17 protein-coding genes are annotated in these 20,088 nt (G+C 74.3%); 10 read left to right on the top strand and 7 right to left on the bottom strand.

Annotated features, from left to right (window positions below; all coding sequences use genetic code 11):
- Positions 1-123 precede the first annotated feature (123 nt).
- The 5 genes from pheS to AMK27_RS29615 all read left to right on the top strand — a co-directional run bounded on the left by pheS (position 124) and on the right by AMK27_RS29615 (position 7,436).
- Positions 124-1,263, top strand: coding sequence for a phenylalanine--tRNA ligase subunit alpha (pheS, locus tag AMK27_RS29635; protein WP_073914931.1), 1,140 nt, complete (start codon positions 124-126; stop codon positions 1,261-1,263).
- Positions 1,263-3,791, top strand: a complete 2,529-nt coding sequence (pheT, locus tag AMK27_RS29630; protein WP_073914928.1) for a phenylalanine--tRNA ligase subunit beta — start codon at positions 1,263-1,265, stop codon at positions 3,789-3,791. The genes pheS and pheT overlap by 1 nt, the downstream gene beginning before the upstream one ends.
- Before the next feature lie 286 nt (positions 3,792-4,077).
- On the top strand, positions 4,078-5,145 hold the full coding sequence (locus tag AMK27_RS29625) for a PP2C family protein-serine/threonine phosphatase (protein ID WP_073914924.1): 1,068 nt from the start codon (positions 4,078-4,080) through the stop codon (positions 5,143-5,145).
- A gap of 357 nt (positions 5,146-5,502) precedes the next feature.
- Complete coding sequence (locus AMK27_RS29620; protein WP_073914921.1) at positions 5,503-6,843, top strand: transcriptional regulator; 1,341 nt, start codon at positions 5,503-5,505, stop codon at positions 6,841-6,843.
- Between the two features lie 62 nt (positions 6,844-6,905).
- The gene (locus AMK27_RS29615; protein ID WP_198955958.1) at positions 6,906-7,436 is read left to right on the top strand and encodes an NUDIX hydrolase; all 531 of its coding nucleotides are present in this window, start codon (positions 6,906-6,908) and stop codon (positions 7,434-7,436) included.
- 67 nt (positions 7,437-7,503) lie between these two features.
- Here AMK27_RS29615 and AMK27_RS29610 read toward each other — a convergent pair whose 3' ends face one another.
- The gene (locus tag AMK27_RS29610; RefSeq protein ID WP_073915461.1) at positions 7,504-8,364 is read right to left on the bottom strand and encodes a 3-hydroxybutyryl-CoA dehydrogenase; all 861 of its coding nucleotides are present in this window, start codon (positions 8,362-8,364) and stop codon (positions 7,504-7,506) included.
- A gap of 169 nt (positions 8,365-8,533) precedes the next feature.
- On the opposite strand from AMK27_RS29610, the gene AMK27_RS29605 reads away from it, so the two are divergent.
- Complete coding sequence (locus AMK27_RS29605; RefSeq protein ID WP_073914914.1) at positions 8,534-9,868, top strand: family 10 glycosylhydrolase; 1,335 nt, start codon at positions 8,534-8,536, stop codon at positions 9,866-9,868.
- Positions 9,869-9,902: 34 nt separating this feature from the next.
- On the opposite strand, the gene AMK27_RS29600 is transcribed toward AMK27_RS29605, so the two are convergent.
- Both AMK27_RS29600 and AMK27_RS29595 read right to left on the bottom strand, forming a co-directional pair.
- Positions 9,903-10,106 (bottom strand): DUF1918 domain-containing protein, encoded by a 204-nt coding sequence (locus AMK27_RS29600; RefSeq protein ID WP_073914910.1) that lies wholly within the window; start codon positions 10,104-10,106, stop codon positions 9,903-9,905.
- Between the two features lie 86 nt (positions 10,107-10,192).
- Entirely contained in the window at positions 10,193-11,209 is a 1,017-nt protein-coding gene (locus tag AMK27_RS29595) for a DMT family transporter (protein WP_073914907.1), read from the bottom strand.
- Between AMK27_RS29595 and AMK27_RS29590 the strand changes: the two genes are divergently transcribed.
- From AMK27_RS29590 to AMK27_RS29575, 4 genes are all read left to right on the top strand, one after another.
- Entirely contained in the window at positions 11,208-12,644 is a 1,437-nt protein-coding gene (locus tag AMK27_RS29590) for an aminotransferase-like domain-containing protein (protein ID WP_073914903.1), read from the top strand. The two genes, AMK27_RS29595 and AMK27_RS29590, sit on opposite strands and share 2 nt — an antisense overlap.
- A gap of 112 nt (positions 12,645-12,756) precedes the next feature.
- Entirely contained in the window at positions 12,757-13,209 is a 453-nt protein-coding gene (locus AMK27_RS29585; RefSeq protein ID WP_073914900.1) for a GNAT family N-acetyltransferase, read from the top strand.
- Between the two features lie 69 nt (positions 13,210-13,278).
- Entirely contained in the window at positions 13,279-13,854 is a 576-nt protein-coding gene (locus tag AMK27_RS29580; RefSeq protein ID WP_073915458.1) for a histidine phosphatase family protein, read from the top strand.
- 135 nt (positions 13,855-13,989) lie between these two features.
- The gene (locus AMK27_RS29575) at positions 13,990-15,153 is read left to right on the top strand and encodes a methyltransferase (RefSeq protein WP_198955957.1); all 1,164 of its coding nucleotides are present in this window, start codon (positions 13,990-13,992) and stop codon (positions 15,151-15,153) included.
- 84 nt (positions 15,154-15,237) lie between these two features.
- Here AMK27_RS29575 and AMK27_RS29570 read toward each other — a convergent pair whose 3' ends face one another.
- The 4 genes from AMK27_RS29570 to AMK27_RS29555 all read right to left on the bottom strand — a co-directional run bounded on the left by AMK27_RS29570 (position 15,238) and on the right by AMK27_RS29555 (position 20,069).
- The gene (locus tag AMK27_RS29570) at positions 15,238-15,642 is read right to left on the bottom strand and encodes a VOC family protein (protein WP_073914892.1); all 405 of its coding nucleotides are present in this window, start codon (positions 15,640-15,642) and stop codon (positions 15,238-15,240) included.
- A gap of 101 nt (positions 15,643-15,743) precedes the next feature.
- Positions 15,744-17,342: an ABC-F family ATP-binding cassette domain-containing protein gene (locus AMK27_RS29565; RefSeq protein ID WP_198955956.1), complete on the bottom strand. Its 1,599-nt coding sequence runs from the start codon at positions 17,340-17,342 to the stop codon at positions 15,744-15,746.
- Between the two features lie 189 nt (positions 17,343-17,531).
- Complete coding sequence (locus tag AMK27_RS43795) at positions 17,532-18,053, bottom strand: hypothetical protein (RefSeq protein ID WP_241847641.1); 522 nt, start codon at positions 18,051-18,053, stop codon at positions 17,532-17,534.
- A 678-nt stretch (positions 18,054-18,731) separates the two neighbouring features.
- Positions 18,732-20,069 carry a M48 family metallopeptidase gene (locus AMK27_RS29555; RefSeq protein ID WP_073914888.1) on the bottom strand — a complete coding sequence of 446 codons (1,338 nt, stop codon included), beginning with the start codon at positions 20,067-20,069 and terminating at the stop codon, positions 18,732-18,734.
- Positions 20,070-20,088 lie beyond the last annotated feature (19 nt).

The following is a 20,088-nucleotide window of genomic DNA, read 5'->3' as shown; positions in this document are numbered from 1 at the left end:
CCGCCCGGGCCGCCCACGGGCTCATTCGCATCCCCCCACCCCGTTAGACTCGTCCTTTGGCACGTTTGCGCCCTTGACGTCGAGCGGGGCCGCCCAGCCAAGCCAACGGAAGCACGGGAAGAGATGTCCGCACCCAATAAGTCGTACGACCCGGTTGAGGTCGAGGCACTGAAACCGGAAGAGATCGAGCGCATGCGGGACGAGGCGCTCGCCGCCTTCGCCGCCGCGGGCGACCTCGACGCGCTCGCGCACGCGAAGACGGCGCACACCGGCGGCACCTCGCCGCTGGCGCTCGCCAACCGGGAGATCGGTGCCCTGCCGCCGCAGGCCAAGGCCGCCGCCGGAAAGATCGTGGGCCAGGCCCGCGGCATCGTCTCCAAGGCGCTCGCCGCCCGCCAGACGGAGCTGGAGGCCGAGCGCGACGCGCGCGTCCTCGTCGAGGAGGCCGTCGACGTCACCCTGCCGTACGACCGCGTCCCGGCCGGTGCCCGCCACCCGCTGACCACGCTCATGGAGCGCGTCTCCGACGTGTTCGTCTCCATGGGGTACGAGGTCGCCGAGGGTCCCGAGGTCGAGGCGGAGTGGTTCAACTTCGACGCCCTCAACTTCGTACCGGACCACCCGGCGCGCCAGATGCAGGACACCTTCTTCGTCGAGGGCACCTCCGTCGACGGAAAGGCCACCACCGGCGACGAGTCCGGTGTCGTGCTGCGCACGCACACCTCGCCGGTGCAGGCCCGCACGCTCATCGACCGGGAGCCCCCGGTCTACGTCGTGTGCCCCGGCCGCGTCTACCGCACCGACGAGCTCGACGCCACGCACACCCCGGTCTTCCACCAGATCGAGCTGCTCGCCGTCGACGAGGGCCTCACCATGGCCGACCTCAAGGGCACCCTGGACCACATGGTCCAGGCGCTCTTCGGCCCGGACATGAAGACCCGGCTGCGCCCGAACTTCTTCCCCTTCACCGAGCCGTCCGCCGAGATGGACATGCTCTGCTACGTCTGCCGCGGCGAGTCCGTCGGCAACCCGGACCGCCCCTGCCGCACCTGCGGCAGCGAGGGCTGGATCGAGCTGGGCGGCTGCGGCATGGTCAACCCGAAGGTGCTCGTCGCCTGCGGTGTGGACCCCGAGAAGTACAGCGGATTCGCCTTCGGGTTCGGCATCGAGCGGATGCTGATGTTCCGCCACAACGTCGACGACATGCGAAACATGGTCGAGGGTGACGTCCGGTTCACCCGGCCGTTCGGGATGGAGATCTGATGCGGGTCCCGCTTTCTTGGCTGCGGGAGTACGTCGACCTGCCGGCGACGGAGACCGGCCGCGACGTCCAGGCCAAGCTCATTTCGGCAGGCCTCGAGGTCGAGACGGTCGAGCAGCTCGGCGCCGGCCTGACCGGCCCGCTGGTGGTCGGCAGGGTCCTCACCATCGAGGAGCTGACGGAGTTCAAGAAGCCCATCCGCTTCTGCACCGTCGACGTCGGCCAGGCCAACGGCACCGGCGAGCCCCAGGAGATCATCTGCGGCGCCCGGAACTTCGCCGAGGGCGACAAGGTCGTCGTGGCCCTGCCCGGAGCCGTGCTCCCCGGTGACTTCCGGATCGCCGAGCGCAAGACGTACGGCCGGGTCTCCCGCGGCATGATCTGCTCCGGCGACGAGCTCGGCATGGGCGACGACGGCACCCACGGCATCATCGTGCTGCCGCCGGAGCTCGAGATCGGCATCGACGCCACGAAGCTCCTGGAGCTGTACGACGAGGTCCTCGACATCGCCGTCACCCCGGACCGCGGTTACTGCCTCTCGATGCGCGGCGTCGCCCGCGAGACCGCCATCGCGTACGGCCTGCCGCTGCGCGACCCGGCGCTGCTCGACGTGCCCGCGCCCAACTCGTACGGCTACCCGGTCCGGGTCACCGACCCCATCGGCTGCGACCGCTTCACCGCGCGCACCGTCGTCGGTCTGCAGCCCGAGGCCCGGTCCCCGATCTGGCTGCGCCGCCGCCTCCAGAAGGCCGGCATGCGTCCGATCTCGCTCGCGGTCGACGTCACGAACTACATGATGCTCGAGCTCGGCCAGCCGCTGCACGCCTACGACCGGAGCCGTCTCGACGGCCCCGTCGGAGTGCGTCGCGCCGAGGCCGGAGAGAAGATCACCACGCTCGACGGAGCCGTCCGCGTCCTGGACGCGGCGGACCTGGTCATCACCGACGACCGCGGTCCGATCGGCATCGCCGGTGTCATGGGCGGCGCCAACACGGAGATCGCCGACCCGGAGACGGACCCGGAGACCGGGATCGTCACCGGCACCTCCGAGATCGTCATCGAGGCCGCGCACTTCGACGCGATCTCGATCGCCCGCACCGCGCGCCGCCACAAGCTGGCCTCCGAGGCGTCCAAGCGCTTCGAGCGCGGTGTCGACCCGCAGGCCGCGGCCGCCGCGGCCCAGCGCTGCGTCGACCTGCTCGTGCTGCTCGCGGGCGGCACGGCGGAGGCCGGGGTCACCGAGATCAGCGCCCCGTCCGCGCCGCGCACGATCACCATGCCGGCGAACCACCCGGACAAGGTCGCGGGCGTGGGCTACGGCCGCGAGACCGTCGTCCGCCGCCTCCAGGAGGTCGGCTGCGACGTCTACGGCCAGGACGAGCTCATCGTCACCGTGCCGTCGTGGCGCCCCGACCTCAACGAGCCGAACGACCTCGCCGAAGAGGTCATCCGGCTGGAGGGCTACGAGAACCTGCCCTCCACGCTGCCGAAGCCGCCGGCCGGCCGCGGGCTCACCGAGCGCCAGCGCGTCCACCGCCGGGTGGGCCGCGCCCTGGCCGGCTCCGGCTACGTCGAGGCGCTGAACTACCCGTTCATCGGGGAGCAGGCCCTCGACCACCTCGGCCTCGACGCGGACGACGCCCGCCGTCGGCTCGTGAAGCTGGTCAACCCGCTCTCGGACGAGGAGCCCGCGCTCCGTACGACGCTGCTGCCGGGCCTCCTCGGCGCGCTGCGCCGGAACGACAGCCGCGGCAGCCACGACCTGGCGCTCTTCGAGACCGGTCTGGTCTTCCGGCCGGAGGGACAGCCGGGCGTCGCCGTCCGCCTGCCCGTCGACCGCCGTCCCACCGACGAGGAGATCGCCTCGGTCAACGCCGTGCTGCCCGCGCAGCCGCGCCGCGCCGCCGTCGTCCTCGCCGGTGCGCGCGAGCAGGCCGGCTGGTGGGGCAAGGGCCGTCCGTCCGACTGGGCGGACGCGGTCGAGGCCGGCCGGACCGTGGCCGCGGAGGCGGGCGTCGAGCTGATCATCAGCGCCGACCAGCACGCCCCGTGGCACCCGGGCCGCTGCGCCGCGTTCCACGTCGAGGTGGACGGCGAGAAGGTCCTCGTCGGCCACGCGGGCGAGCTCCACCCGCGCGTGGTCAAGGCCTTCGGCCTGCCGGCCCGCACCTGCGCGATGGAGATCGACCTGGACCTCCTGGAGAAGGCGAACGAGGGTCCGGTCAAGGCCCCCCGGATCTCCTCCTTCCCGGTCGCCACCCAGGACGTCGCCCTGGTCGTCGCGGGCAACGTCCCGGCCGCCGAGGTCGAGGCCGCGCTCGCCGAGGGCGCGGGTGAACTCCTGGAGTCCATCCGGCTGTTCGACGTCTACACCGGCGACCAGCTCGGCGAGGGCACCAAGTCCCTGGCGTACGCGCTGAAGTTCCGCGCCGAGGACCGCACCCTCACGGTCGACGAGGCCACCGCGGCCCGCGACGCGGCGGTCGCCCTGGCGTCCGAACGCACGGGCGCGGTCCTGCGCGGCGCCTGAACGCCGTAGCACCGCACCAAGGAGGGCCGCCCCGGAGAACCCCGGGGCGGCCCTCCGTCGTTTCCGGAACCCGAGATGCCGTACGCGAGGTCGGACGTCGTTCTTTCGTTCGGGTGGCGGAGGACTGACGGAGGGTGGCGTCGTGGAGGTGGTCACTCCTTCGGGTGAGATCGTCGGGGGGTGTTCCCCGGTGGGGGGTGCGGTCGGCAGAATCGACGCGGCCGCAGGGGCGGACCTGTGGGTCGCAGGGCCTTCGGGCGCTGTCGGGGCTCGGGAAGGGCCGTGCATGATCCGTACGAGGTCGTTGGTCTCCGATGGCTCCCGGCTCCGCCGGTTGGCCCCGCTCGCTCTTCCCGCCGCGTGGGGTGCGGTGGCCGTGGCCTGGAAGTTCGGCTGTCCGCTGGCCCGGCAGCCCGGGCTGCCGACGCGGATCGCCACCAGCGTGGTCTTCCTCTCGGTCGGCATCGGGCTGGTGCTCGGGCTGCGGCGCGGGTTCGCGCGGGAGCTGGCGCGTGTGCGGGCCGTCGCCGACGCGACGCAGCAGGTGCTGCTGCGCCCGCCGCCCGCCCGGCTCGACGGACTGGCCCTCGCGGCGGGGCAGTTGTCGGCTTCCCGGGGCGCGTCCGTCGGCGGGGACCTGTACGAGGCGGCGGCCACCCCGTACGGCGTGCGGATCGTCGTCGGGGACGTGCGGGGGCACGGTCTCGCGGCGCTGGGCGCCGTGGTCGCCGTGCTCGGGAGCTTTCGTGAGGCCGCGCACGACGAGGCCGAACTCGCCGGGGTGCTGCGGAGGTTGGAGCGCGCTCTGGGGCGGCATCTGCGGGAGCGGGCCCGGGACGAGCACCCGGCGCGGGCCGGGACGGCGCCCGAGCATCCGGTGGCGGAGGAGTTCGTGACCCTATTGCTCCTGGAGGTCCGCTCCGACGGCAGGCTGTCAGTGTTCAACTGCGGTCACCCCGGCCCGTACCGGCTCGGGCATACTGCGGAGCGGCTTCCGGTCGGGGAGCCGCTGCCGCCGCTCGGGGTCCTGCCGCTGCCGGCGGTCCTCGCGCCGTACACCGGGGCCCGGCTGAGGCCCGGCGAGACGCTCGTCCTGTACACCGACGGTGCTGAGGAGGCCCGGGACCACCGGGGCCGGTTCTTCGCGCTCGACACCGCGCTGGCCGGGATGTGCGGCGCGGCGCCCGAGGCGCTCGTCCGCGAGGTCCACGCCGCGCTGCTGCACCACACGGGCGGGCGGCTCGCCGACGACACCGCCCTGCTGGTCGTGCGCAACGACCGTGTCCGGGTGCCGGCGCAGCCCGCCGAACCCGGGCTGCGCCGCCCCCGGCCCGCCCCCTCCTCCCACTGTTGAGAGGAGGGGCCGGGACCGGTGCCGCCCGCCCCGCCACGGAGTGTCGGGCAGATCAGCGGGGCGGGCGACACGGACCGGGCGGCCGCACTGTTTGAGGGGGGAGCCGGCGGCCCGGTCTTCGCCTTGCGGCGAGAAGCACAGTCAAGCGGTACGGGGACGAGCGCGGCAGAGCACGCGGACCGGAAGAACGAGTACTTCATTCACACCCCGTGCGAAATCCCCCCGGAGCCGTCGAAGGGCGGTGATCGGAAGGGGTTCTCCGCAGTAGTTCGGTCCGTACGAATTCGGCCACCGCTACGCTGAGTTCACCGCGATCGAGCCGAGCGGCCGGAGCGGACCGGAGCGACCGGAGCGGTCATGCAGCCCAACACCTTGCTCGACGCCCTGCTCGACGAAGCGGGCGTCTCGAACGCCGGCCTCGCCGCCCATGTGAACCGGGCCGGCCGGGCCCGGGGACTCACCCTGCGCTACGAACACACCGCCGTGGCCCGGTGGTTGAAGGGCCAGCGGCCGCGCGGCCAGGTGCCGGACCTGATCTGCGAGGTGCTCGCCGCGCGGCTGCACCGGCAGGTGACGCTGGACGACATCGGCTTCGGGGTGCCCGAGGGGCCCGTGCTCGCGGTCGGCTCACCGCTCTCCGGGTTCGTGGAGCGCGCCGCGGCCCTGTGGCGGTCCGACGAGCAGCAGCGGCCGCACATAGTGGCCGCGCCCGCCGTGACCGGCACGCCGGCCGTGATGCCCGTCTGGGAGTGGGAGAACCCGCCGGAGGACGCGGACGTCTCCCGTGTCGGCCGGACGACGGTCTCCGCCGCCGACATCGGGGTGCTGAGCGCCGCCCGGTCCCACTACGAGCAGATGTACCGCAAGGCCGGGGGCATCGCGACCCGCGCCCGTATCGTCGGTTTCCTCACCGCCGAGACGGCGCCGCTGCTGCGCGGCTCGTACAGCGACGCCCTGGGCCGCCGGCTGCACCGCGCCACCGGCGGGCTGGTGGCGGTGGCCGGCATCTGCGCGTACGACGCCGACGCGCACGGTCTCGCCCAGCGCTACTTCCACCAGGCCCTGCGGCTGGCGAAGGCGAGCGGGGACCGGGGGCTCGGCGCCTATGTGATCGCCCTGCTCGTCAACCAGTCGCTGTTCATGGGGGAGTACCGGCAGGCGGTCGCCTTCGCGGAGGCGGCGCTGCGGACGGCCGGGCGGCAGATCACCCCGGCGCTCGCCGCCGATCTGACGGCGATGCAGGCGAAGGCGTACGCGCATCTGGGCGACGGGGCGGCCGCGCTGGCCTGCATCCGGCGGGCCGAGGCCGCGGCCGAGCGGATCAGCCCGGGGGACGAGCCGGCCGAGACGGGCTACGTCCAGCCGGGACTCGTCAACGTCCAGGTGGCCGAGGCCCTGCTCAGTCTGGGGGATCTCGCCGCGGCCCACGAGCACGCGTCGGTGGCCGTCGGGGTGCCCTCGCACGACCGGGGCCGGGTGCACCGGCTGGCGATGCTGTGCCAGATCGAGCTGCGCCAGGGAGAGGCGGACGCGGCGGCGCGGACGGCCGTGGAGATGACCGAGCGGGCGCGGGGGATGGAGTCGCGACGGCTGCGTGACCGGCTGCGGCAGGTGCGGGAGCACCTCCTGGCCAGTGGGGGAGGGGACGCGCGGGAGGCGGCGGCGCTCATCGACGGGGCGCTGCGCGTTCCCCTGTGAGCCGCCAACTGCTGCGATATTGCCACCAAACAAGCACCGACCAGTCGGAAGGTGGCAAGAACGTGCAGTGGACGAAACTGAGTGAACACTCTGTCTATGAGAATCGCTGGTTCCAGGTGAACCTCGCGGACGTCGAACTCCCGGACGGCCGCCACCTCGACCACTATCTGATCCGGCTCCGCCCGGTCGCCGTCGCGACGGCCGTCAACGAGGCCGACGAAGTCCTGATGCTCTGGCGCCATCGCTTCATCACCGACAGCTGGGGCTGGGAACTGGCCGCCGGAGTCGTCGAGGACGGCGAGGCGATCGAAGTCGCCGCCGCCCGCGAGATGGAGGAGGAGACCGGCTGGCGGCCGGGGCCGCTGCGCCATCTCCTCACCGTCGAGCCGTCCAACGGCCTCACCGACGCCCGCCACCACCTCTACTGGGCGGAGACGGCCACCTACACCGGACCGCCCGAGGACGCCTTCGAGTCCTCACGGCGGGCCTGGGTGCCGCTGAAACAGGTCCCCGACATGATCGCCCGGGGCGAGATCCCGGCCGCGAACATGGCCGCGGGGCTGCTGATGCTCCACCATCTGCGGCTGGGCTGAGGAGCGCGTGGAAAGCCGGACGGCCCGTACCTGTGCGTGTGTACGGGCCGTCCGGTGTCCTGGGGGATCAGGCGTACGGGTAGAAGCCCGAGCCCGTCTTCCGGCCGAGCCGGCCCGCGTCCACCATGCGCTGGAGCAGCGGGGGAGCGGCGTACAGCGGCTCCTTGAACTCGGCGTACATCGAGTCGGCGATCGACGCGATCGTGTCGAGGCCGATGAGGTCGGAGAGCTTCAGCGGGCCCATCGGGTGGGCGCAGCCGAACTCCATGCCGTTGTCGATGTCGTCGCGGCTCGCGATGCCCGACTCGAACATCCGGATCGCGGAGAGCAGGTACGGCACGAGCAGCGCGTTGACCACGAAGCCCGAGCGGTCCTGCGCGCGGATCGCGTGCTTGCCGAGGGTCTTCTCCGCGAAGGCCTGGGCCCGGCTGATGGTGCCCTCGGAGGTGGTGAGGGCCGGGATCAGCTCGACGAGCTTCTGCACCGGGGCCGGGTTGAAGAAGTGGATGCCGATGACCTGGTCGGGGCGGGAGGTCGCCACGGCCAGCTTGACCAGCGGGATCGAGGAGGTGTTCGAGGCCAGGATGGCGTCCGGCCGGGTCATCACCTGGTCGAGGACCTGGAAGATCTCGGTCTTGACCTGCTCGTTCTCCACGACCGCCTCGATGACGAGGTCGCGGTCGGCGAACTCGCCCAGGTCGGTGGTGAAGCTGAGGCGGGCGAGCGTCGCGTCCCGCTCCTCCTCGCTGATCTTGCCGCGTTCGGCGGCCTTCGCCAGCGAGTTGTAGAGCCGTGTGCGGCCGATCTCCAGCGCCTCGCCGGTGGTCTCGGCGACCTTCACCTCAAGGCCGCTCCGGGCACACACCTCTGCGATGCCCGCGCCCATCTGGCCGCAGCCCACCACTCCGACGCGCTCAATGTCGGCCATGGAGTCCGTCACCTCGTGCCTTTCGCTCTTCTCTGGCGGCGGGCCCGTGTGATTCCGGTGCGTCCGCCTCGACCCCCACGACGTTACCGCTCATTAACCGATGATCGATCGCCCGGGGCGGGCATGCTGTCCGGGTGGGTGTGACGTATCCGACACAGGAGGGGTACAAGTGCGGCCTATCGGCAGAAGAGGCTTCGTGGCGGGGGCCGCTGCCAGGGCGGCGCTGGCTGTGGCGGGCGGGGGAGCGGTGACGGGCGCGGAAGCCGGAAGCGGCGTGGAGACGGGCGCGGCCCCGGGTGCGGGCGGTGGAACGGGGCCGGGCGACGGGACGGCTGCCGCCGCGTCGGAGGGGTCCGCGCGCCCGGCCGCCGGGTCCGACTTCCGCGGTGTGTGGATCTCCACGGTCTTCCACCGCGACTGGCCCTCCCGCACCGGACTGGCCGCGGAGGCGCAGCGTGCCGAGCTCCTGGCCCACCTGGACACCGCGGTCGAGCGCCGGCTCAACGCGGTCGTCCTCCAGGTCCGGCCCACCGCCGACGCGCTCTGGCCCTCGCCGTACGAACCGTGGACGGAGTTCCTCACCGGGACGCAGGGCCGCGACCCCGGCTGGGACCCGCTGGGCACGGCCGTCGAGGAGGCCCACGCGCGGGGGCTCGAACTGCACGCCTGGTTCAACCCGTACCGCGTGGCGCACCACACCGACCCGACCCGGCTCGTCGCGGGCCATCCGGCCCGGCTCCACCCCGAGTGGGTGCTGCCGTACGGCGGGAAGCTCTCCTACGACCCCGGGCTGCCCGAGGTCCGGCGGTTCATCCAGGACGCGATGCTGGACGCGGTGGGGCGCTACGACATCGACGCCGTGCACTGGGACGACTACTTCTATCCGTACCCGGTGGCGGGGGAGGTCTTCGCCGACGACGATTCGTACGCGCGGTACGGCGGGGACTTCCCCGACCGGGCCTCCTGGCGGCGGAACAACACCGACCTGCTGGTCTCCGAGATGTCGGCCCGGATCAAGGCCCTCAAGCCGCACGTGGCCTTCGGCATCAGCCCCTTCGGGGTCTGGCGCAACATCGCCCAGGACCCGGAGGGCTCGGACACCCGGGCCGGCGTCGCCACCTACGACGACCTGTACGCCGACACCCGGAAGTGGATCCGGGAGGGCTGGATCGACTACGTCGTGCCCCAGCTGTACTGGCACATCGGCCTGCCCGCCGCCGACTACGCCACGCTGCTGCCGTGGTGGGACGCGGTGGTAGGGGGCACCGGCGTCGGCCTCTACATCGGCGAGGCGCTCTACAAGGCGGGCGACCCCGCCCAGCCCGCCGCCTGGCAGGACCCGGGGGAGCTGTCACGGCACCTGGAACTGGCCGCCTCCTTCCCGGCGGTCGGCGGCCACTGCTTCTTCTCCGCCCTGGACGTCGCGAAGGACCCGATCGGGGCGATGGCCACCGTGGTGGCGGATCACTACCCGACCAGGGTCCGGGCGCCGGGACGGGGCTGACCCGGGTCCTGCCGGGCGGCGGGCTGGGCGGGGGTCAGCCCGCACCCGGCTCGGGGTGATGGCGTACGACGGTGTCGGGGCCGGGAGACATCAGGGCCTCGTGGCCGTCGTCGTCGAACTTGACGCGGTACGGGGGCGTGCCGTTCTCCCCCAGTACCTGAAGGACCTCGGCCGTACGGTCGTGATGACCGACGGTCCGGCCGTGCACCAGCAGTGTGTCGCCCACGTTCGCCTGCATCGGGCTGACCTCCTCGCGACCGGGCTCGTGCTGTTGTCCAGTACCTCTGTCTGTCATTGTGACGCGGGTCACCCTGATCCGTCGCGTCAGCTCCTCGCCCGCTGGGTCACCGCGATGCAGACCAGCACCGCCGCCGCCGCGAGCGGGGCGGCGAGCGGCAGGGTCTCGCCGAGCAGCACGACCGACCAGACCAGGGTGAGGAGCGGCTGCGCCAGCTGGAGCTGGCTCGCCTTGGGGATGCCGATCGAGGCCATGCCCCGGTACCAGACGTACAGCCCGAAGAAGGTGGAGCCGACCGCGACCCAGACCAGCCCGAGGACGCCGTGGGCGTTCAGGTGGACCGGCTCGGCGGACAGCGCCACGGCCGAGCCGGCCGCCATCAGCGGCAGGCAGAGGATCAGGGCCCAGCCGATGACCTGCCAGCCCGGCATGAGCCGTGCGAGACGGCCGCCCTCGGTGTAGCCGGCCGCGCACACGAGGAGCGCGCCGAACAGGTACAGGTCGCCCCGTGAGACGGCGCCGCCGCTCTGCTGGACGGTGAAGGCGAGCACCACGACCGCGCCCGCCACGGCCGCGCACCAGAAGGTGCGGGACGGCCTGCGCCTGGTCCGCAGCGCGGCGAAGGCCGCCGTGGTGAGCGGCAGCAGGCCGACGACGACGGCGGCGTGCGAGGTGGTGGAGGTCTGCAGGGCCAGGGTGGTCAGGAGCGGGAAGCCGATGACGACTCCGCCGGCGACCACCGCGAGGCCCGCCCAGTGGCGCCGCTCCGGCAGCGGCACCCGGCCGGCGAGGAGGAACGCTCCCGCGACGAGGGCGGCCAGCACGGAGCGCACGGCCACCAGCGACCAGGGGCCGAAGCTCTCGAGGCCCCAGACGGTCGACGGGAACGTGAGAGAGAAGGCGAACACACCGAGGGCGGCGAGCAGGGTGCCGCGGGGGAGCGGGTCGGCGCGGGCGGTGCGGACGGTCCCGCCCGTGCGGACGGTGTCTCCCGTGCGGACGGTGCCGCTCGTGCGGACGGCGTCGCTCGTGCGGTCCGCCGCGGGGGCCGTCGTGGGGACCGCTATCGTCCTGGTGGCAGTAGCGCTATCCTGTGCTCTCATGAGTGAGCGTAGCAGTGTCGCGGAACTGGCGAACTCCTTGAGAGCGGAGCTGAACCGCTACTCGCCTGGTGGAAAGCTGCCGTCGAGCCGCGCCCTCGTGGAGCGCTACCGGGTCTCCCCGGTGACCGTCACCCGGGCCCTCGCGCAGCTCGCCGCCGAGGGGCTCGTCGTCACCCGCCCCGGCGCCGGCGCGTTCCGTGCCGAGCCCAGGACCGCCGCTCCCGACACCGGCGACACCTCGTGGCAGGAGGTCGCCCTCAGCGCCGACACCGCCACCGAGCTCGTCCCCCGGGCCGTCGACGCCTCGGGCGTCCTCGTCACCCTGGCCGCCCCGCCGCCCGGCGTGATCGAGTTCAACGGCGGCTACCTCCACCCCTCGCTCCAGCCGGAGCGGGCCCTCGCCGCCGCCCTCGCCCGCGCCGGACGCCGCCCCGGCGCCTGGGGCAGGCCGCCCACCGACGGCCTGCCCGAGCTGCGCGAGTGGTTCGCCCGCGAGATCGGCGGCAGCGTCACCGCCGCCGACCTCCTCGTCACCGCCGGCGGCCAGTCCGCCATCACCACCGCCCTGCGCGCCCTCGCCCCGCCCGGCACCCCGGTCCTCGTCGAGTCCCCGACCTATCCGGGCATGCTCGCCGTCGCCCGCGCGGCCGGACTGCGCCCCGTCCCCGTGCCCACCGACGCCGAAGGGGTCCGCCCCGAGCTCCTCGAAGCCGCCTTCCGCGCCACCGGCGCCCGTGTCCTCGTCTGCCAGCCGCTCTTCCAGAACCCCACCGGAGCGGTGCTCGGCCCCGAGCGGCGCCGCGAGGTGCTCCGTATCGCCCGCGCCGCCGGAGCCTTCGTCGTCGAGGACGACTTCGCCCGCCGGCTCGTCCACGAGGACGCGCCACCGCTCCCCGCGCCGCTCGCGGCCGAGGACCCCGACGGTGTCGTCGTCCACGTCTGCTCCCTCACCAAGGCCACCTCGCCGAGCCTGCGGGTCGGCGCCCTCGCCGCCCGCGGCCCCGTCCTGGAACGCCTCCGCGCCATCCAGGTCGTCGACAGCTTCTTCGTCCCCCGGCCGCTCCAGGAGGCCGCGCTCGAACTCGTCGGCTCGCCGGCCTGGCACCGCCATCAGCGGGCCGTCGCCCAGGAGCTCAGGAGCCGGCGCGGCCTGCTCGCCGGCGCGCTCGCCGACCAGCTGCCGGCGTTCGCCCTGCCCCACATCCCGTACGGCGGCCACCACCTCTGGCTCCGGCTCCCCGACGGCGTCCCGGAGGCGGCCCTGGTCGCCGGCGCCCTGCGGGCCGGTGTCGCCGTGGCCCCGGGCCGCCCGTACTTCTGCGCCGAACCCCCCGCCGGCCACATCCGGCTGAGTTTCGCGGGTGTCGCGGGCCCCACGGAGATCGCGGAGGGTGTGCGCCGCCTGCGGACGGCGGTCGACGAGCTCAACCCCTGAGCGCCGGCGGCGGGCCGGGCGGGGGAGCGGCGGCCGCCCGCGCGGCCCCGGCGCGCTCCGGTCCCGGGCAAATTCACCTGACAAGCACCGGTGTCACTGGAACGCTTCGGGCATGAGCGACAGCGCCACCACGGATACGCCCGTCATGCACGGGGCGTACGAGATCTCAGCCGACCCCGCGCGGATCGACGCCGCCCGGGTGCACCACTGGCTGTCCACGGACTCCTACTGGGCCCACGGCCGACCTCGGGAGAAGCAGGACCGGGCCATCGAGGGCTCGCTCAACGTCGGTGCCTACGAGCGGGAGACCGGCGAGATGGCCGCCTACGCGCGCGTCGTCACCGACTACGCCACCTTCGCCTGGCTCTGCGACGTCTACGTCGACCGCCCGGCCCGCGGCACCGGCCTCGGCACGGCGCTCGTCACCGCCGTCCGCGACCACCTCGCGCCGTACGGGCTGCGCCGCATCATGCTCGCCACGGCCGACGCGCACGGTGTGTACGAGAAGGTCGGTTTCACGCCACTGCAGAATCCGGACAAGTGGATGGCTCTCGGGCAGCAGTGAGCCGAAGCCCCTCCGGCCCCGGGGAATGACCCCTTGACCTGCGGAGCCTTCGGCCTCACGATCGCGCCCATGGGTCTTCGGGTGACGCTCGTCACGGCGGCACGCAGCTCCTCCCTGCTCGCCGAACGCTTCGACGACGACCGGCCACTGGACGAGGCCGGCTGGTACGAGGTGCAGCAGGCCGCGCCCGCGCTCATCCCGCTCGGCGCGGCCGAACTGCGCTACTGCTCCCCGACCCCGCGCAGCCGCGCCACCGGCACCGCCCTCGGCTACGCCCCGCTCGCCCAGCCCGCGCTCCGCGACTGCGACATGGGCCGCTGGCGCGGTCTGACCCTCGCCGAGGTCGCCGCCCTCGAACCGGCCGCCTTCGACGCCTGGCTGACGGACGCCCGCACCGCCCCGCACGGCGGCGAACCCCTCCTCGCCTTCATCACCCGGATAGGGAACTGGCTCGACACCCGCCCGGCCGAGGACGGCGAGATCGTCGCCGTCGCCGAACCCTCCGTCGTACGGGCCGCCCTCGTGTACGCCCTGAAGGCGCCGCCCGCCACGTACTGGAACGTCGACGTCCGCCCCCTCTCCACCGTCACCCTCACCGGCCGACCCGGGCTCTGGCACCTCCAGCTCGACACGGCCCTGCGCTGAGCGGCCGGAGCCCCCGCCGACCGGCCGGCCCCGCGCCGACCTGCACCGCCGGGCACGGGGGCGGGCGCCCCGAAGCCGCCGACGCGCACGTGGCGGGGGGAGAGACCGCCCGCGACCGGCTAGCCTGAGAGCACGATGAACCGTTTGACCACGTCATGGGGCGCCTTCACGCTGACCCGCCATCCCGAGGACCCGCGCGACCAGTTGCGCGCCTGGGACGCGTCCGACGAGTACCTCCTCGCCGCACTGGCCGAGGAGGGCACCGACCTGTCCGGCACCGTCGCCGTCCTCGGCGACCGCTGGGGAGCGCTCGTCACCGCCCTCCAGGCCGCCGGCCCCGGGGAGCTCGTCCAGATCTCCGACTCGTACCTCGGACGGCGGGCCACCCGGACCAACCTCGCGCGTGCCGGGGCCGCCCGGGACTCCGTCCGGCTGCTCACCACCCAGGACCCTCCGCCGGAGCGGATCGACGTCCTCCTCGTCCGCGTCCCCAAGAGCCTCGCGCTCCTGGAGGACCAGCTGCACCGGCTCGCGCCCGCCGTGCACGAGGGCACCGTGATCGTCGGCACCGGCATGGTCAAGGAGATCCACACCTCCACCCTCCGGCTCTTCGAGCGGATCCTCGGCCCCACCCGCACCTCGCTCGCGGTGAAGAAGGCGCGGCTGATCCACACCACGCCGGACCCGTCGCTCACCCCGCGCCCGAACCCCTGGCCGCACCGCTACGACCTGCCGGCCGACACCCCGGCCCCCGGGCTGCCCGGTCTGACCGTCACCAACCAGGCCGGGGTCTTCTGCGCCGACCGCCTCGACATCGGCACCCGCTTCCTCCTCGCGAACCTGCCCGGCGGCATCGGCCGGGTCCGGGTCGCCGACCTCGGCTGCGGCAACGGCGTGGTCGGCCTCGCCATCGCGCTGCACGAACCCGACGCGGAACTGATCTTCACCGACGAGTCGTACCAGGCGGTCGCCTCGGCCGAGGAGAACTTCCGTACGCACGTGGGCGCCGGGCGCAAGGCCGAGTTCCTCGTCGGCGACGGTCTCGCCGACGTGCCCGACGGCTCGGTGGACCTCGTCCTCAACAACCCGCCGTTCCACAGCCACCAGGCGACCACGGACCGCACGGCCCGCCGGATGTTCACCGACGCGCGGCGCGCGCTGCGCCCGGGCGGCGAGCTGTGGGTCATCGGCAACCGGCACCTCGGCTACCACGTCACCCTCCGCCGGATCTTCGGCAACAGCGAACTGGTCGCGAGCGACGCCAAGTTCGTGGTCCTGCGCGCGGTGCGGCAGGCTTAGGGAGCGACGGCGGGGACGGGGTCCGGCGACCCCGTTCCCCGGCGGGGACCCTTCGGGGCGCGGCCTTCCGGCCGCGCCCCTTCGTCATGCGCCCCAGGTACGGGAGCACAGGACGAGCTGGTACCCGTCGGGGTCCTCGACGGTCACGCCGTACTCGTCCCAGTAGGGGTTCTGCGCGGCCACCCGCGTGCCGCCGGCCGCGAGCAGCCGCTCCACCTGCGCCTCCTCGACGGGCGCCCCGAGATAGACCACGAACAGGTCCTCGACGGTGGGGGCCGGCTCCACGGGGTGCTCGGGATCACGGGTCAGCTCGAAGTGCCAACCGCCGCCCCGGGGGCCGACCATGAGCAGGTCGTGCTTGCCGGACACCCGCTCGGTGGTCCGCCACTGCACCTCGAGACCGAGCCCGTCGACGTAGAACCGCTCGGCGGCGGCCAGGTCCCGCGAGGGACGGGCGACCCGTACGTGGGTCCGCGCATCGATGATCATGTCGTCAGACTAGGCGAGGCCGGGCGGCGGGCCTCCCCGGAGGCCTGCCGACCCGTCCGGGCGTCCGCCGACCCGTCCGGGCGGACCTCCCCGGGCGTCCGTCAGGCCAGGCTCACCAGCCCCCGGTACTCCTCGCTCCACAGGTCCTCGTCCGCGTCCGGCAGCAGCAGGACCCGTTCGGGGCGCAGGGCGTCGAGCGCCTCCTCGTCGTGCGTGACCATCACGATCGCGCCCGGGTACGTGCCCACGGCGGCCAGCACCTCGCCGCGGGAGGCGGGGTCCAGGTTGTTGGTGGGTTCGTCGAGGAGCAGGACGTTCGCGCCCGAGTGGACGAGCGCTGCCAGGGCGAGACGGGTCTTCTCGCCGCCGGAGAGCACCCCGGCCGGCTTGTCCGCGTCGTCGCCCCGGAACAGGAACGCGCCCAGGACCGCCCGTACCTCACCGTTCGTCAGCTGCGGAGCCGCGTCGGCCAGGTTCTCCCGGACCGTACGCGCCGGGTCGAGCGTGTCGTGCTCCTGGGCGAAGTAGCCGAGCCGCAGCCCGTGCCCGCGCACCACCCGCCCGGCGTCGGGGGTCTCCTGGCCGGCGAGGAGCCGCAGCAGGGTCGTCTTTCCGGCCCCGTTGAGCCCGAGGACGACGAGCCGGCTGCCCCGGTCCACGGCGAGGTCCACCCCGTCGAGCACGGGGCGCGCCCCGTACGCCTTGGTGAGCGAGACCGCGCCCAGCGGCATCCGCCCGCAGGGCGCGGGCTCGGGGAGCCGGATGCGGGCGACCCGTTCGGCCTGCCGCGCCGGGTCGAGCCCGGCGAGCATCCGGTCGGCCCGCCGCGCCATGCTGCGGGCCGTCGTCGCCGTCGCCACCCGGGACTTCATGCGGTCCGCCTGCGCGTGCAGCGCCGCGGCCTTGCGCTCTGCGTTGGCGCGCTCGCGGACCCGCCGCCGCTCGTCGGCCTCCCGCTGGGCGAGGTACGCCTCCCAGCCGGTGTTGTGGACGTCGAGCGCGGCCCGTGCCGGGTCGAGGTGGAAGACCCGGTTGACGGTGTCGGCGAGGAGCCGTACGTCATGGCTGATCAGGACCAGGCCGCCCCGGTGGGCGGCGAGATGGCCGCGGAGCCAGCCGATCGAGTCGGCGTCCAGGTGGTTGGTCGGCTCGTCGAGCAGCAGGGTGTCCTCCCGGCCGTGACCGGCGAAGAGGATCCTGGCCAGCTCGACCCGGCGCTTCTGGCCGCCGGACAGCCGGCCGACGGGCCGGTCCATGACCTCGGCGGGCAGGCCGAGGCCGGCGGCGACCCGGGCGGCCTCCGCCTCGGCCGCGTAGCCGCCGCCCGCCTCGAAGGCGGACTCGGCCCGGTCGTACGCGGCGAGCGCCCGCGCGTCGGGCGACTCGCCGAGCCGGCGGGCCGCCTCCGCGAGCCGCCGGACGGCCCGGTCGAGGCCGCGCGCGGACAGGACGCGGTCGGTGACGGTCACGGTCGGGTCGGCGGCCCGCGAGTCCTGGGCGAGATGCCCGACGGAGCCGGTACGGGTGACGGTGCCGACGGCGGGGGCGCGCAGCCCGGCGAGGGTGTCGAGGAGGGTGGTCTTGCCGGCCCCGTTGCGGCCGACGAGGCCGATCCGGTCGCCGGGGGCGACGTGGAAGGAGACGCCGGACAGCAGGAGCCGGGCGCCGACGCGCACGTCGGCACCACGAACGGTGATCATGGGGTAACGCTCCGAAAGGGCTTGAGGACACACGGGTGGCGTGGGTGCGGGTCCTCAGCTAGGAGATTCGGGGCGTGGACATGCTGTCGAGGCTAACGGAGGAGGGGCGGCGGCGCACCGGACTTTCCCGCTCCGCCCGGCCCCGCCGCCCGTCGCGCGCCCCCCGTCACGCGTCGGAGACGGGCCGCCTCACCCGTCGGAGAAGACCAGGTCCAGGGCGCGCACCCGGGCCTCGCCCGTGGTGACGGACACGGTGACGATCCGGTCCCCGCGGAGGGTGAACGCCACGGCGGAGACGGGCCGACCGTCGACGAAGGCGACCGCGCCGACGGCCCCGTCGACCAGCGCGGGCCGGGCCACGTCCGCGAACCGGGCGAACGCCGCCGCGCCCTCGGCGACGGCGGGCGCGCCGTGCACCGGGCCGCGCTCGGAGTGGGCGACCACGTCCGGGGCGAGGACGGCCGCGAGCGTACGGGCGTCCCGTGCGCGTGCGGCGGCCAGGAACAGGTCCACCACCGCCCGCTGCCGCGCGGCGGCCCCCGCGGTCGGGGCCGCCCCGTGGCCCCGGACCCGCTCCCGGGCCCCGCGGGCCAGCCGGGCCACCTCCTCGGGGGAGCGGCCGGTGATGCGGGCCGTCTCGTGGGACGGCAGCCCGAACACGTCGTGCAGCACATAGGCGAGCCGCTCCTCGACCCCCAGGGACTCCAGCACGAGGAACAGCGCGAGCCACAGGGACTCGCCCCGGCCCCCGAGCTCGCCCTGGCCACCGTCTTGGCCCCAGCCCCAGCCCCCGGGCTTGCCTTGGCCGCCGGACCCGCCTTGGCACTCGGACTCGCCTTGGCCCCCGCCTCGGTCCCCGGCCCCGCCTTGGCCCCCGCGCTCGCCTTGGCGCTCGGACTCGCCTTGGCCCCCGCCTCGGTCCCCGGACTCGCCTTGGCCCCCGCACCCGCCCCCGGGCTCGTCCTTGCCTCCGCCCGTGCTCCCGCCTCCGGATCCGCCCGTTCCCCCGGATCCGCCCGAGACAATGGCCGCGCCCCCGCCCGTGCCCCCGCGCCCGCTCGCGGCCCCGCGCCCCTCGGCCGCCCGCCGTCCCCGGCGCGCTCGCAGGCACTCCCGCGTGACCAGCGCAGTCAGCCAGGCGCGTACCGCTGCCCCGTCGTCCCGCCCCAGCCCCGCCCGTACGGCGGCGAGCGCTTCCGCGGCCTCGGCCTCCGAACCCGTCATCCGCAGGGCCACGCGCCGCAGTTGCTCCTCGTGGGCGTCGAAACGCCCGGCCAGGGCGGCCGGAAAGGTGTCGTCGTGCATGGCGCCTCACTCCTCGTCGGTCCCGTCACCGCGTTGACGTGAGGCCGCGCCACGATGTGACAGCACCGGCCGCTCTCGGCCGGCTCAGCGCCGTACGAGCTCCCGGGCCACGCTCCGCCGGACCTCGGCGAGTTCCGCGTCCACCTCCGCGACCCTCGGCGGCGCGCACACGATCCGGGCCTCGACCCGGGCGCCCCGCGTCAGCCTGCGGCGGCGGAGGTGGGTCGGCGGATGCGTGGAGTCCACCTGATGGCCGCGCCGTTCCGCGACCCGGCGCAGCCGCTCGTACTCGTGCTCGGGCACCGACGCGGCATGGGCGGCGAGGCGCCCCCACAGCCCCTCCGCCGGGTCCTCGCGGCGCGCCCCGCCGATCCGGGTCCGCGCCGCGACGGACTCCCGCGCGAGTTCGCCGGTGACGCCGTCGGAGATGAGGAGCCGGTCCATGAGCCCGGCCGCCGCGTCGGTGCCCGCCGTCCGCGCGGCGGCGGAGTCGGCGCGGTACTCGGCCCGTTGGGAGTCGTGCAGGGTCAGGTGCTCCAGGAGGACGAGGAGGCCGTCGACGAGCAGCCGCGGCGGGGCGGTCACGACGTTCACGAAGTGGTCCGTCAGGCTCTCCGCCCGCTGGGCGGCCAGGGTGTAGCGCCAGGTGTCGAGGGAGAGGAACGCGTTCCAGACGAGGAGGCCGCGCCGGGTGTCCCCGTGGGAGTAGTGGCCGAACTCGTGGCCGAGGAGCGCGATGCGCTCCTGCGGGGTCAGGATCTCCCACAGGCCGAGGCCGATGTGGAGCACGCGCCGCTGCCGCACGCCGTACGTGCTCACCGACGCGTTGGTGTCGGCGTCGATCACCACGGTGTCCACGCCCGTCGTGCCGACGCTCTGCGCGACCTCGTCGAGGAGGGCGAAGAGGCGGGGCGCGTCGGGCCTGCGCAGGACCGGGCGGTGGGTTTCGCCCTTCGGGAGTCGGTGGAACCGCGGCCGCAGGACGACGGCCAGGCCGATCCCCAGGGCTCCGAAGGCGGGAAGGAAGCCCTCGCCCCATCCCGCGACGACCAGCCACAGGCCGCCCACAAGCAGCGCGAGGGTCACGCCGTGCACGGCCACGGCGAGTCCCACGGCGAGGCCGCCCGCCGCCCCGCGCCGCCCCCCGCGGCCTCCGGGCGGGCCGGCCCCGTCGGCGTCGCCGGACGTCCCGCGGTCCTCGGTCTCCGTGAGCTCAGCGAGGAGTTGCTCGCCGCCCCGCCGGGCCAGGCGCCGTCGCAGCCGTTCGACGCGCCCCGGCGGCTCCTCGTCCCGCACCTCGGGGTCCACGTTCCAGTCGCAGGCCGCGCACCAGGTGACGTACCGCCCGCCGTCCGCCACGGAGGCGCCGCACTCCGGGCAGTCCCGTACCGCCGTCGCGACAGCGTGAGCCGTCTCTGTCATTCCGTACTCCCCCCGGGCG

It is taken from the genome of Streptomyces sp. CB02009, assembly GCF_001905825.1.
Taxonomy (GTDB): domain Bacteria; phylum Actinomycetota; class Actinomycetes; order Streptomycetales; family Streptomycetaceae; genus Streptomyces.
The sequence above is the reverse complement of the archived record's forward strand: the minus strand, read 5'-3'. Positions and strand labels throughout refer to the sequence as shown.